This window comes from Pelorhabdus sp. sgz311001 (assembly GCF_055901755.1).
Map to the genome: position 1 here is coordinate 217,886 of NZ_JBVXUT010000002.1, position 13,236 is coordinate 231,121.

Here is a 13,236-nt window from a genome sequence, read left to right on the forward strand (position 1 = left end):
ATGAAGCAAGGTTTATAATTCGTAGTTTATGACTCAATAGTTGATAATTTTAGCAAAGCCGTCGGCTTCGAGCGCTGCACCGCCCACCAGGGCGCCGTCAATATCGCTTTTTGCCATGAGTTCGCCAATATTCGAAGCTTTCACGCTACCGCCGTAAAGAATGCGCACAGCCTGAGCTGCTTCATCGCCCACAAGTTCCGCTACTTTCGTGCGGATCACAGCGCAAACTTCATTGGCGTCGTCAGAAGAAGCTGTCCGGCCTGTGCCTATGGCCCAAATAGGTTCATACGCAATGACAAGTCCAGCCACTTCACTTGCCGTAAGACCAGCTAGCCCGGCAGCGACCTGACCATTCACCCAGCTTTTCGTTTCGCCCGCTTCTTTTTGCGCCAGACTTTCACCAACGCAGAAAATCGGCAAGAGCTTCGCCGCGAGAGCCGCTTTAATTTTTCGATTGACGGTTTCATCGGTTTCGGCAAAATATTCCCGCCGTTCCGAATGACCAATAATTACAGCTTCACAACCAATATCGACAAGCATGGCTGGAGCGATTTCACCGGTAAAAGCGCCTTTGGGTTCAAAGTGAACATTTTGCGCCGCTACTTGAATCGCACTGTCCTTCACGGCCGCAGTTACTGCTGCTAACGCCGTAAAGGGCGGGGCAATGATGACCTGCGCTGCCGCGTCTTTGGCTGCGTCAATTAATGCCTGAGCCAATTCTACCGCTTCTGCAACCGTTTTATGCATCTTCCAGTTTCCCGCAATCACTGGACGTCTCATGTCCGCCAGAGCGGCAATACCAGGAAGAATCTTACCTTCTAAATATTCGAGCGAAGCGCCGCCGCCGGTAGAAATATGACTGATTTTTTCAGCAAGACCGGTCTTTTCTAAGGCAGCAATGGAATCGCCGCCACCGACAATACTGGTAGCGCCTGATTCGGCTACCGCTTTCGCTACAGCTTCGGTGCCCTTCGCAAAAGCATCCATTTCAAAGACGCCCATCGGTCCGTTCCAAACGACTGTCTTAACACCAGCAAGAGCAGCAGCAAAAGCTGCCTGACTTTTGGCGCCAATATCAAGAGCCATGCCCGCTTCGTCAATTTGATCAACAGGAACGGTTTTATGGGGAGCATCAGCTGCAAAAGCCGCCGCTACAACTACATCTTCCGGCAGCAGCAGATTGACCTTTCTTTCCTTCGCTTTGGCAATGAGTTCTTTCGCCAAATCAATTTTTTCTGCTTCCACCAAGGACTTCCCCGTTTTATAGCCCTGCGCCGCCAGGAAGGTATTGGCCATCCCGCCGCCAATAATGAGCGTATCCACTTTGGTTAAAAGATTGTCAATTACACCGATTTTATCGGAAACTTTCGCACCGCCGATAATGGCTGCAAAAGGACGAGCCGGATTGGCCACGGCCTGACCGACAAAAGCAATTTCTTTTTCCATTAGGAAACCGGCTACCATGGGAATAAACTTCGTGATCCCTTCAACCGAAGCATGAGCCCGATGGGATACGCCGAAGGCGTCATTTACTGCCACATCAGCCAGTTCCGCCAATTGACGGGAGAACTCTGGATCATTCTTTTCTTCGGCCTTATGATAGCGCAAATTTTCTAACAGCAAAATCTGACCAGGCTGTAACGCCATGGCTTTTTCTTTGGCAACAGGTCCAATACAATCTTCGGCAAACAAAATTTCCTTACCAAGTAAAGTGCCGAGCGCTTTAGCCACAGGTTGCAAACTGAATTCCGGCACTCTTTCGCCTTTTGGCCGTCCCAAATGAGCTGCCAAAACGAGCGAAGCCCCTTGTTCCAAAAGATAGTTCAGTGTTGGCAGCGTAGCCCGAATCCGCGTATCGTCTGTAATGTTTTGGGCTTTGTCCATGGGTACATTGTAGTCGACCCGGACAAATACGCGCTTTCCTGTGAGAGAAATATCGCGAATTGATTTTTTCACAGTAAATTCCTCCTAAAAAGGGTCACAAGTAGCTTGTGACCCTTTCGTTGTTTACTGATTGGCATTATGAATCGATTAGAGGCCTTTTTTCGCAATATAGACAACTAAGTCTACAACGCGGTTCGAATAACCCCATTCATTGTCATACCAAGATACGACTTTGGCCATGCCGTCAACAACCATTGTGGACAGTGCATCAATCGTTGAGGAAGCGGGGCAATGGTTATAGTCAATTGATACAAGCGGTTCTTCCGAATAATCCATGATACCTTTCAGTTCGTTCTCTGATGCTTTCTTCAAAGCTGCGTTAATTTCCTCCACAGTAGCCGGTTTTTCCAAATTTACCACTAAATCGGTAATGGAAACATTGGCTGTAGGCACACGCATGGCAAAACCGTTCAATTTGCCTTTCAGTTCAGGCAGTACAAGAGCTACTGCTTTCGCAGCGCCTGTCGTAGTCGGAATAATGCTCTTAGCCGCAGCACGAGCACGGCGCAAATCTTTATGGGGCAGATCAAGAATCTGCTGGTCATTCGTGTAAGAATGAACTGTTGTCATCAGACCTTGTTTGATACCGAAGTTTTCCATCAGAACTTTGGCAAAAGGCGCCAAGCAGTTCGTCGTGCAGGAAGCGTTGGAAATAATATGATGCGCAGCAGCGTCATATTTGCCTTCGTTAACGCCCATAACAATGGTAATATCCTCCCCTTTAGCTGGAGCGGAAATAATAACTTTTTTAGCGCCTGCTTCAATATGAGCTTTGGCTTTGTCTCCTTCGGTAAAACGCCCCGTCGATTCAATAACAACTTCTACGCCAAGCGCTTTCCAAGGCAGTTTGGCTGGTTCCCGTTCAGCCAATACTTTAATTTTTTTGCCGTTAACAACAATATCAGAACCTTCTACTGTAACTTCTGCATCAATTTTACCGTGAATGGAATCATATTTTAGAAGGTGAGCCAGCGTTTTTGCATCCGTTAAATCATTAACTGCCACAATTTCCACGTCGGGGTTATTCAAAGCTGCCCGAAATACGTTGCGACCAATTCGCCCAAAACCATTAATCCCTACTGTCGTTGCCATAATGTGATTCCTCCTATTTTTTGTTATGTATAATCATTTGCATGACTTTCGCCGCCGCTTCGTCAATGACGAGAATTCCGGTACGACTCGCTCTGGCAACGGCAATGACTGCCTCTGCCTTACTGGCGCCGCCGGCGACGGCAATTACGGAATCAATGCCCGCTAAGTCACCCAAATGCAATCCCACGCTACTTGTTGCATAAACGATTTCCCCCGAAAGTGTACAGAAATGACCGAGAGCCTCGCCAACTGCCCCTTTTTCTAGCAGTTCTGCGACGACAGCGGGGTCCATCTTTCGCCGTCTAGCCATGGCGTCAGCTTGCCCGATACTATGAAGCAATACATTTGTATGCTGCGTCAACGCGCGAATTTCCTTGGCCTGGGGATCATTCGCCAAAATAACTTCCAGTGCACTTTCATGAATCCCATCAGGAATATGAAGCATCCGATATGACCCGCCTAATTTTGCCGCCATGACCGCAGCAATCGTATTGGCCTGCAATTCGACTTGTTCACCCAAGCCGCCGCGGGCTGGAACAACAACCGAATTAGGCCGTGAAAAGGTAATTGATTCAGCTACCATCGACATGGTAGAACCGCCGCAAACACCGACGATCATGCCATCTTTTAGCTTTTCGGCTAATAGCGTTGCCGCTGCTCTGCCTAATTCTTTTAAAACAGTATGATCCTGCTCAGAATCGCCAGGAATAATCATCACTTTTTCTAGCGCCAGACTCTGTTCCAGTTCTTCTTCTAACGGAGTGAGTCCATGAACCAGTCTAATATAATCGGACAGATCGGCAATGAGCTGCTGCCCCTCAGCCGTGACAGTCATACCTAGTGAGCTAAAATCAAGCAGCCCGGCATTTTTCAAAAAATCCACTTGTGCTCGAATAATTCGTTCGCCTGTGTCAAGCAGCCCAGCCAATGCTCGCCTGCCAATCGGCTGAGCATATTGGATATGTCGCAGAATATGATAGCGTTCTTCAATAACAGCAATGAGTTCTGGAGCAATTTTGCGATGAATCTGGACTATCTTCTTCATGGGAAGGCTCCTTCTCCTTGAAAGGTTGCGCATGAACAAAAAATGACGTTTTTTAGCCAATTATGACAAACCTTCTCTTAGTATGCTTCTCTTTTTAACGAAAAATCCCTTCTAAGAAAAAATGAGTCATTGAATTTAGTTTGGGGACTTTTTTTGTCCCTGCACGTTATTATCTGTCCCTCGTACTATGTTATTCTTGCTGCGCCAAAAAATTCCTTCTCACTATAAAAACTTTTTTATTTTTTTCTGAAAATAAGAAAAGACTTGCTTTCGCGGGAATTTTCATCCTAATCAAAGCAAGTCTTCCTGATTTTCAATAACGTTTTCGTTTACTGGAAGAAGGTATCCCGAGTTCTTCCCGATACTTTGTCACCGTACGACGCGACAAAACAAGGTTCTTACGACCAAGCAATTCGGATAACATCTGATCACTATAAGGCTTCTTCGGATTCTCCGCCGCAATCAGATCTTTGAGTTCATCCTTGGCTTTGCTTGCCGCTACGTCTTCGCCTGTGGCGCTGTGCACACTAGAGGAGAAAAAGGTCCTGAGTGCAAATAGTCCGTGGCTTGTAGCCACATATTTATTAGCAATGGCCCGACTTACTGTAGACTCATGCATTTGAATGCCGTCAGCCACTTTTTTCATCGTCAAAGGCTTAATATATTTGGGACCATATTCAAAAAAGTCGTGCTGAAATTCTACAATCTGTTCCATTACGGCAGCCAAAGTCCGCCGCCGCTGCTCAATACTTTTGATGAGCCAAAGCGCCGCGCTGAGGCGACCTTCAATAAATTTTTTCGCTTCTGTCCCGGCTTCTTTCACAACATGGCGATAATAAGGGTTAATCGTCAAACGAGGAACGAGTGAGTCATTGACAAGGATGACAAACTGACCATTGATTTTTTCTACTGTGACATCAGGTGAAATATAGCCAGGATCACTCTCGCTGCCAAAAGCCCGTCCCGGTTTCGGATCAAGCGTCTTGATTAGATCAATCGCTTCTTGGACTTCTACGGGACTTGTGTGCAGCTTCTCCGCAATCAATTTGCATTTTCCCGCCGCCACTTCGTCTAGATAGTATTCAATAATCTGTTCAACAAGATCCTCTTTAATCTGCTTATGAGAAAGTTGCAGCCGCAGACATTCCTTTAAGTCACGGGCGCCAACACCGCTGGGATCAAAGGTCTGAATAATATGGAGCATTCTTTCTACAAGCTCTTCGGGCTGTTTGAGCTGTTTTGCCGCTTCTTCGAGCGTCAACATCAGATAGCCATTGTCATTGATACAGCCAATTAAATACCGACCAATTGCCAACGATGGCTTATCAAGGACCGTAAAATTCAATTGAAATTCCAAATGTTCGTGGAGCGATACCGTACGCAGGCCTACATTTTCATGAGGACCCTGCCCGGCCTCTTTCAGCCACTCCTTTTGGGAATCTTCGTCAAAGTAGTCAAGCCATTCGGCCACTTCGGTGCTGTTATCCTGCTCAGACGTATCAGCGCTCTCATCTTCCCCGTTTTTTTCTGCCGTGGGCTCCTCAATTTCTAGCACCGGATTTTCCTGCAGCTGCTCTTCAATCATGTCCGATAACTCCAGCGATGACAGTTGCAAAATAGCAATCGCCTGTCGCAATTCCGGTGTCATAACGAGTTTCTGATTTAATTCCAGTTTCAAACCATAATCTAGATTCATCGTTCCTCCTCCCTTCTAGCAAATACGAGGAAGCTGATCACCAATCAGCATATCCAATTTGCGAATCCCTCCAATTGTTGTTCGAAGCCCAACTTGCCCTGCCGGTTCGGTTACGACTTGACCTATGCGCGCCGCTTCTCGACCATAAGGATGACGCCGTAGTACTGCCAACGCTTTCTCAGCCAGTTCTTCGGCAACTAGCACGATCATTTTCCCTTCATTGGCAAGATATAAGGGATCAAATCCCAATAAATCACAAATGCTCTGTACTTGCGGCCGTACCGGAATTGCTGTCTCATCAAGCAAAATACCGACTTTCGCCTGCTCCGCTATTTCGCAGAGAGTTGTGGCCAGTCCCCCTCGCGTTGGGTCCCGTAACACAGCCACTTCTGGCACTTCAGCCAGCAGGCTTTCGGCTAAACCATTTAAGGGTGCACAGTCACTCACTATTTCTGCGGGAAAAGTCAAGCCGTGACGCTCTTTCATCACCGCTAACGCATGCTCTCCTAATGTGCCGCTGATCAGTACGGCCTGGCCTGGCGCTGCCAAATCAGCTGAAATCTGTACCTTAGGCAAAATCCGCCCAACGCCAGCCGTATTAATATAAAGTCCGTCAGCCAAACCGCGCTCGACTACTTTCGTATCGCCGGTAACAATCTGTACCCCAGCCGCTTTCGCTGTTTCGCCCATAGCCGCAGCAATCTTCTTTAAATCTGCCAACGGATATCCTTCTGCAATAATAAAGCCAGCGCTCAAATACAGTGGCACGGCGCCATTCATGGCTAAGTCATTGACTGTGCCGCACACAGCGAGCTTACCAATATTACCGCCGGGAAAAAAATGCGGGCTAACCACAAAAGAATCCGTCGAAAAAGCCAGTCTGGCGCCGTCAATAGTAAACTGAGCGCCATCATGACGCGCTTCCAACATCTCATTGGCAAAAGCAGGCATCATGACTGATTCAATTAACTCTTGGCTCAGCCTGCCGCCACTGCCATGAGCCATTTCAATAAATTCTTTTTCCTTCATATTGACCACCTGCTATCGCCGTATTTATACCATGCTGCGCATGTTCCTTCCACACTGACCATGCAGGCGCCTACAGGACTCTCTGGCCGACAAACCTGCCGAAACAGCGGACAAGACGGCGGCGTAATTCGCCCCTTCAAGACCTCGCCGCAGCGACAGCCTGCTGGTTCCGCCGCTGTAACTGGCGGCAAAGGCAGACGATTTCTAATATCAAAGTCCTGATAAGCTTCCCGTAAAGCCAAGCCGGAAAGCGGTACTGAACCAATGCCGCGCCAGATTGCATCGACCGGTTCATAGACTGTATCAACAAGCTGGCTGGCCACAGGATTTCCGATTGATTTCACTACGCGTCTATACTCATTTTCCAATCTGGCTTCGCCGGAAGTAGCCTGACGGGCTAGTTGCGCCACAGCTTGTAGAATATCAAGCGGGTCAAATCCAGCAACAACCGCAGGCATGTGATACTGCTCCGCTAGAAAATCAAAGGGCGCAAGACCCGTCACAGCACAAACATGACCTGGCAGTAAAAATCCGTCAATTTTCGTAAGTGGGTCATCTAATAAGGCTTTTAATGCTGGCGGCACCAGCTTATGAGCTGGTAATACAGCAAAATTTCGCAAATTTTCCTGCTGTGCCGTAAGAATGGTAGCCGCTGCTGTTGGTGTTGTTGTCTCAAAGCCGACAGCTAAAAAAACAACCGTTTTATCTGTTTCTTCTCGGGCAATTTCCAGACTGTCTAAGGGCGAATAGACGATACGAATATCGGCGCCTTGCGCTTTTTCCTGTAGCAAAGTGCCTAACGATCCCGGCACTTTCAGCATATCGCCAAAAGTTGCAATAATCACATCACTACAGCGACTATAGAGAATCGCTTGATCCATATAAGCGCTTCCAGTCACGCAGACCGGACAACCTGGACCGCTGACAAGCTCAATATTTTCCGGCAAAAGTTGACGAATTCCCGCTTTAAAAATAGAGACTGTATGAGTGCCGCAAACTTCCATGAATCTCACTGGCCGATCGAGTAACGCTAGCTCTGCCGCAATGTTTGCTGCCGCTTGTTTCATTTCCTGGTCAGATGGCTTCATGCGCTGCTATCTCCCTAAATAATTCCATGGTTTTTTCGGCCTCTGCCGCATCAATGACCTGAATGGCAAAGCCCGCATGAATCAGTACATAATCGCCAATGGCAGCCTCAGGTAGCAACATGAGACTAATTTGACGCGTAACGCCAGTGACATCCACTTCAGCGCTATATTCTTCACGCGACAGAATTTTTCCGGGAACTGCTAAACACATCCTCGTACCCTCCTCATACCGGCGATGACCGCCTGTCCTAAAGCCAAGCCACCGTCATTCGCCGGAACTTGTTGATTCCAATAAACCTGAAGTCCTTGAGTCTCAAGTTTCTCAATCATATATTCCAGTAAAAAAATATTTTGAAAGACGCCGCCGCTCAGAGCGACTTTGGTAAGCTTATGATCTCGGCTGATGGCAATCACCTGATCCACAGCAGCCTGCGCTAAGGTCAATTGAAAGGACGCGGCAAGATCAGCCTGACTTTCTCCTGCCAACAGCCCTTCCGTTAAGGCCGCCATGGTCGGCAGAAAATCGAGTTCTTTCCTAGTTGAAACGCGATAAGGCAACAATCGGCCCCGCCCCTTCGCGGCTAGCTGCTCTAGTTCCACTGCAGCTTGTCCTTCATAGTGTGTCGTAAAACGCAGCCCCAGCAGTGAAGCCGCCATATCGAAAAGGCGTCCAACACTGGAAGTAAGCGGCGCCCGTAGCTTATTATCAACAGCCTGTAGCACAAGCTCGAAGCCTGACGGCAACGCCTGTACTAGCGCCAGATCTAGCGTCGTAAACGCATCACCGTATATTTCCCTAAGGGCCCATAGACCAAGACGCCAAGGTTCAGCAATCGCTTTTCCGCCGCCAGGCAATGGAATATAAGCAAAATGGGCGATCCTCTGATACTCTGTTAGAGAAGCGATTAAAAATTCGCCGCCCCAAAGTTTACCGTCAGCGCCATAGCCAGTACCATCAAAAGCGACGCCAATGACTGGTTCATCCAGGCCATGTTCGGCCATGACGCTAGCAATATGAGCGTGATGATGCTGTACTGCTGTTTTGGGCCCCGAAAGCGTTGCCACATATTGTGTGGAAAAGTACCGAGGATGAAGATCATAGGCGGCTAGTTCCGGCTCCATATGGGTCAAACGCGATAAATGCATAATATTAGCACAATAATGCTGATAGGTCGCTTCATTTTCCAAATCACCAATATGAGCGCTCATAAAGGCCTGACGGCCGCGAATCAGACAGAAGGTATTCTTTTGCTCCCCACCGGCGCCTAGCACGGGCGGCAACTCCCAATCAAGTAACAGCGGCAAGGGTACATAGCCGCGACTGCGTCTAATAAATGACGGTTTATGCCGCACAAGACGCATCACACTATCATCAACAGGGCGAAAAATCTCCCGATTATGAATTAAAAAGAAATCGGCTAGTAGCGCCAATTTTTCCTGGGCGACTGCATCGTCATAAGCCAAAGGTTCTTCGCTTTTATTGCCGCTCGTCATGACTAAAAGATCGTCTTTGGCTAGCAATAGATAATGAAAAGGTCCATAAGGCAGCATCACGCCAAGATATTCATTGTCAGGCGCTACTAAAGAAGCAAGTATTTTGCCCGCTTCCGGCCGTTTTTTTAGTAATACAATAGGCCTTGCCCGACTGGTAAGCAAAGCTTCTTCCTCCGAATTAACAAAGCACACTGCTTTCACGGCAGCAAGACTTCCAGCCATAACCGCCAGCGGTTTTCCTTGACGGAATTTTTTAGCCCGCAGTTTCGCTACAGCCCGTTCCAAGCGAGCATCACAGCATATGTGATAGCCGCCGATCCCTTTTACGGCTAGCAGCGCCTCCTGCTGCAACAGGGCTCGCGTCTGTTTCCATAAAAGCGCCGATTCGCTAGCCAACTCCCTGCCGTGATTATCGGTAAGGCGATAAGTCGGACCACAATCCGGACAGGCATTAGGCTGCGCATGAAAGCGGCGACTGTGCGGATCGTCATACTCAGCTTGACAGCGAGGGCACATGGGAAAATCAGACATCGTCGTCAGGGGCCGATCATAGGGAATATCACGAATAATGGTATAGCGGGGACCGCAGTGCGTACAGTTAATGAAAGAATAGTGATAACGCCGATCTCGCGGATCATTCAGTTCCTGCTCACAAGCGCGGCAAATGGCCACATCTGGTGAAATGAGAGCGATTTTATCGTTTGTTTCCTCTGAGGCCAGGATAGTAAATTCCGTCGCCTTAGTCACAGCAATGTCTTGCACAGTCACTTTCAATAAAATAGCCAGAGGCGGTTTTTCGGTCGTCAGACTCGTCTTAAAAGCGTCTAAGGACCTTTCATCTCCCTCGACCTCAATCACTACACCTTGCCCATCATTTTTCACCCAGCCCCCCAACGCGAAACGCTGGGCTAAAGAAAAAATAAAGGGGCGGAAACCCACCCCCTGCACAATCCCTTGAACAGTAAGTCGTTGACGTTTCATCATTTCTCCTGTGAGGATCGGTTTAGTATATTATTAAAAATTCACCATCTGCTATTTCTTTTCCTGCTCCATAGCCAACTTTGCCTGAATATACAGAGCGCACTCTAGGCGCTTTTTCTGCAGTTCACAACCGAGTTCATAAGGCTTAGTAATATCATGATGGAAAAGATCCGCATTGGCGTGACAACCGCCGCTGCAGTAAAAGCGGGCCCAGCAATTCGCACAAGCTGGTTTATTTAAAACATGAGCCTGTCGGAATTTCAGCGGCAGTTCCTGATTCTGCACGCCCGTAAATACTGTACCGAGCTTGTATTCATCACGGCCTACGAACTGATGACAAGGATATAAATCTCCGTCTGGCGTAACCGCATAATATTCATGACCAGCGCCACAGCCGCTCAGCCGTTTGGCAACACACGGTCCATGGTCAAGGTCTACGTTAAAATGGAAAAATTCAAAGCCATTACCAGCAAACTTCCGTTCTAAATAGGCTTTAGCCAATTTTTCATATTCGGCGGCAATCGCTGGCAGATGTTCTTCGGTCAAACGATAGTCAGCCGATTTTTCCACTACAGGCTCTACTGATAATTCTTTAAAGCCCATGTCGGCCATAGCTAACACATCACTGGCAAAATCGAGATTCTTAGCGGTATAAGTGCCCCGCAAATAGTAGTTTTGGTTATTACGCGAAAAAATCGCCTTGGAAATATTGGGCTGTACCTGAGCAAAACTGCCCTTGCCGCCTGGATAAGGCCGCATAGCGTCATGAACCTCTTCGCGCCCATCCATGCTCAGCACCAAACTAATATTATTTTCATTTAAGTATTCAATAACGGCATCATTTAATAAGACGGCATTTGTCGTAAGGGTCAGTTTAAAGATTTTGCCTGCTTCTTGCTCGCGTTTACGTACATAAGCGACAATCTCTTTAACGACATCAAGATTCATGAGCGGCTCGCCGCCGAAGAAATCAATTTCGCAATGCTTGCGCGTACCGCTATGTTCAATAATAAACTCCACAGCGCGCTTACCTACTTCACTTGTCATCATGGTGCGGTTATGGCCGAAATCGCCCGTTCCAGCAAAACAATAGCCGCAGCGCAGATTACAGTCATGGGCGATATGGAGACACAACGACTTTACAATTGGCTCTTCGCTAAAAGTAAGCGGCACTGTTAAGTCAGGCGAAAAAAGCTGTTCCGCTGCTTCGAGTTCCTTCAGTTCAGCCATTACTTCCGTTAATTCAGCGGCATCATAAGTATGAGCCCATTTTTCTAGCACTACAGCTTCATTGGCGCCGTCAAAATCCTCGAGTATATCATAGACAAGTTGATCGACCACATGAACGATCCCGCTGTTAATATCAAGGACAATATAAAGTCCGTCTAAAGAAAATTTATGAATTCCCTTATGCATAGTACAATCCTTTCTTTCTCACACTATTTATAGCAGCCCGAAGGCGTCATAAAAAAAGCAAGCCCCTGCGAAAAAGTCAACAGGGGCTGGCTGCTAGAAGCTTACTTTTGGCAAACCTGATTGCCAACGGTGCAAGAAGTCTTGCATGCCGACTGGCAGGATGCCTGACATTCGCCGCAGCCGCCGGTATAAACGGTCTTTTTCAAAGATTCTTTGTTAATTGTAAGAATATGTTTTGCCATTGTAGTCCCTCCTTAACCTGGATATTCTTTTTAAGTGTACCATAGATCCCTTAGCCGAACAAGATTACTTCTTGTCTAGCGCTTTCGTAAGAGAGTCTGGTACAAAGAGCAGACGAATCGGCAGATTGGAAGCGCCGGGCGGTGAAAAAGTAACCCATAGCGACTTACCGGACTGATACGTGCCGAACAGTTCCGCCGCAGTAATCGTATCAGCGCCAAATACCGGCTGATCTTTCGGAGTCAATACAGGCGGTTGAATCTTAAAATCATACTTAATCCCTAAAGCACCGCCATAATCGCCGCCAAGCGGATTTAGATACCCTTTAAAGGTTTGTTTGCCATCAATAGAAGGCATAAATACATGATACATGACACCGTAATTGCCATAATTCATCACAGGGCGACCACTCGTCGCATCTGTGCCGATCACATAAGGATCTACTTCATTATCGGCTAGCGTAATTACGACGGAACCATCTTGGGTCGGATTGTAAACCGCATTGGGGATAAGCAGCTTATCACGACCAGCAAAGGTACCGCGCAGCGCTGTCTCATCATTCGGCAATACTTTTAGCGATTTAATCGTTTCCTGTTTATACTTTTCCGGTACCATAACCGTTTTTACGGTTATGGGTTGATCGACTTTAAAGTCAAAAATACCATTTACGAGTTCATCTGGTTTTACCGTCATTTTCTGTAAAGGCTCCCAGAGCAAAGAACTGCCGCCTGCCGGTACCGACACCGTATAAGCTTCATGGCGATCTGCCAAGTAATCCAGTTGCGCGTCCTTGCCAATTAAACCGTAAGCAAGACCGGGACCGGAGAAACCATAACGATACACATTAATGTTAGCTTCTTTTGTACCGTGATTTTCAAGTAATACTAAAATCTTTTTCGGCTCTTTCGTACCATTCACATGGTGAAAAAAGAGTCGTACATCGCCATGCACTTTATCTTCGTATAGAACGCCATCGGCTGGCGCCGTTTCTGGACTGTCTGATAATAGCAGCGTGCCACCATACTGCGTAGTCGTCAAAGCCCATTCCGGTGAATCGACAAATACTTTATCAGGTAGCGGGGCTGATGCAGCAAAGCCAGCACTTTGTCCCAAGAGCATTACAGCAGAACTAAGAAGTACTAATAATTTTTTCATGTCTCGTCCCCCTTATCTCGTTTATTATAGCAAAGGCTCTTCTGTCTGTAAACGGA

Annotated in this window: 11 protein-coding genes; all 11 read right to left on the bottom strand. The window is 47.5% G+C overall.

Annotation, left to right across the window (positions count from 1 at the left end; translation table 11 throughout):
- Window positions 1-33: 33 nt before the first annotated feature.
- Complete coding sequence (tpiA, locus tag AC0MXB_RS07015) at window positions 34-1,956, bottom strand: triose-phosphate isomerase (protein ID WP_474038936.1); 1,923 nt, start codon at window positions 1,954-1,956, stop codon at window positions 34-36.
- Window positions 1,957-2,031: 75 nt separating this feature from the next.
- Window positions 2,032-3,036: a type I glyceraldehyde-3-phosphate dehydrogenase gene (gene gap / locus AC0MXB_RS07020; protein WP_474038937.1), complete on the bottom strand. Its 1,005-nt coding sequence runs from the start codon at window positions 3,034-3,036 to the stop codon at window positions 2,032-2,034.
- Window positions 3,037-3,049: 13 nt separating this feature from the next.
- Entirely contained in the window at window positions 3,050-4,081 is a 1,032-nt protein-coding gene (locus AC0MXB_RS07025; protein WP_474038938.1) for a sugar-binding transcriptional regulator, read from the bottom strand.
- Window positions 4,082-4,394: 313 nt separating this feature from the next.
- On the bottom strand, window positions 4,395-5,777 hold the full coding sequence (gene rpoN / locus AC0MXB_RS07030; protein ID WP_474038939.1) for an RNA polymerase factor sigma-54: 1,383 nt from the start codon (window positions 5,775-5,777) through the stop codon (window positions 4,395-4,397).
- Window positions 5,778-5,792: 15 nt separating this feature from the next.
- A complete protein-coding gene (gene hypE / locus AC0MXB_RS07035) occupies window positions 5,793-6,806 on the bottom strand; it encodes a hydrogenase expression/formation protein HypE (RefSeq protein ID WP_474038940.1) in 1,014 nt (337 codons plus the stop codon).
- Window positions 6,803-7,894, bottom strand: a complete 1,092-nt coding sequence (gene hypD / locus AC0MXB_RS07040; protein ID WP_474038941.1) for a hydrogenase formation protein HypD — start codon at window positions 7,892-7,894, stop codon at window positions 6,803-6,805. The genes hypE and hypD overlap by 4 nt, the downstream gene beginning before the upstream one ends.
- A complete protein-coding gene (locus tag AC0MXB_RS07045) occupies window positions 7,881-8,105 on the bottom strand; it encodes a HypC/HybG/HupF family hydrogenase formation chaperone (RefSeq protein ID WP_474038942.1) in 225 nt (74 codons plus the stop codon). The genes hypD and AC0MXB_RS07045 overlap by 14 nt, the downstream gene beginning before the upstream one ends.
- The gene (gene hypF / locus AC0MXB_RS07050) at window positions 8,096-10,372 is read right to left on the bottom strand and encodes a carbamoyltransferase HypF (protein WP_474038943.1); all 2,277 of its coding nucleotides are present in this window, start codon (window positions 10,370-10,372) and stop codon (window positions 8,096-8,098) included. Before hypF ends, AC0MXB_RS07045 begins: the two co-directional genes overlap by 10 nt.
- A 48-nt stretch (window positions 10,373-10,420) precedes the next feature.
- The gene (scfB, locus tag AC0MXB_RS07055; RefSeq protein WP_474038944.1) at window positions 10,421-11,785 is read right to left on the bottom strand and encodes a thioether cross-link-forming SCIFF peptide maturase; all 1,365 of its coding nucleotides are present in this window, start codon (window positions 11,783-11,785) and stop codon (window positions 10,421-10,423) included.
- A 101-nt stretch (window positions 11,786-11,886) separates the two neighbouring features.
- Window positions 11,887-12,027: a six-cysteine ranthipeptide SCIFF gene (gene scfA / locus AC0MXB_RS07060; RefSeq protein WP_474038945.1), complete on the bottom strand. Its 141-nt coding sequence runs from the start codon at window positions 12,025-12,027 to the stop codon at window positions 11,887-11,889.
- A gap of 64 nt (window positions 12,028-12,091) precedes the next feature.
- Complete coding sequence (locus AC0MXB_RS07065) at window positions 12,092-13,180, bottom strand: copper amine oxidase (RefSeq protein WP_474038946.1); 1,089 nt, start codon at window positions 13,178-13,180, stop codon at window positions 12,092-12,094.
- Window positions 13,181-13,236 lie beyond the last annotated feature (56 nt).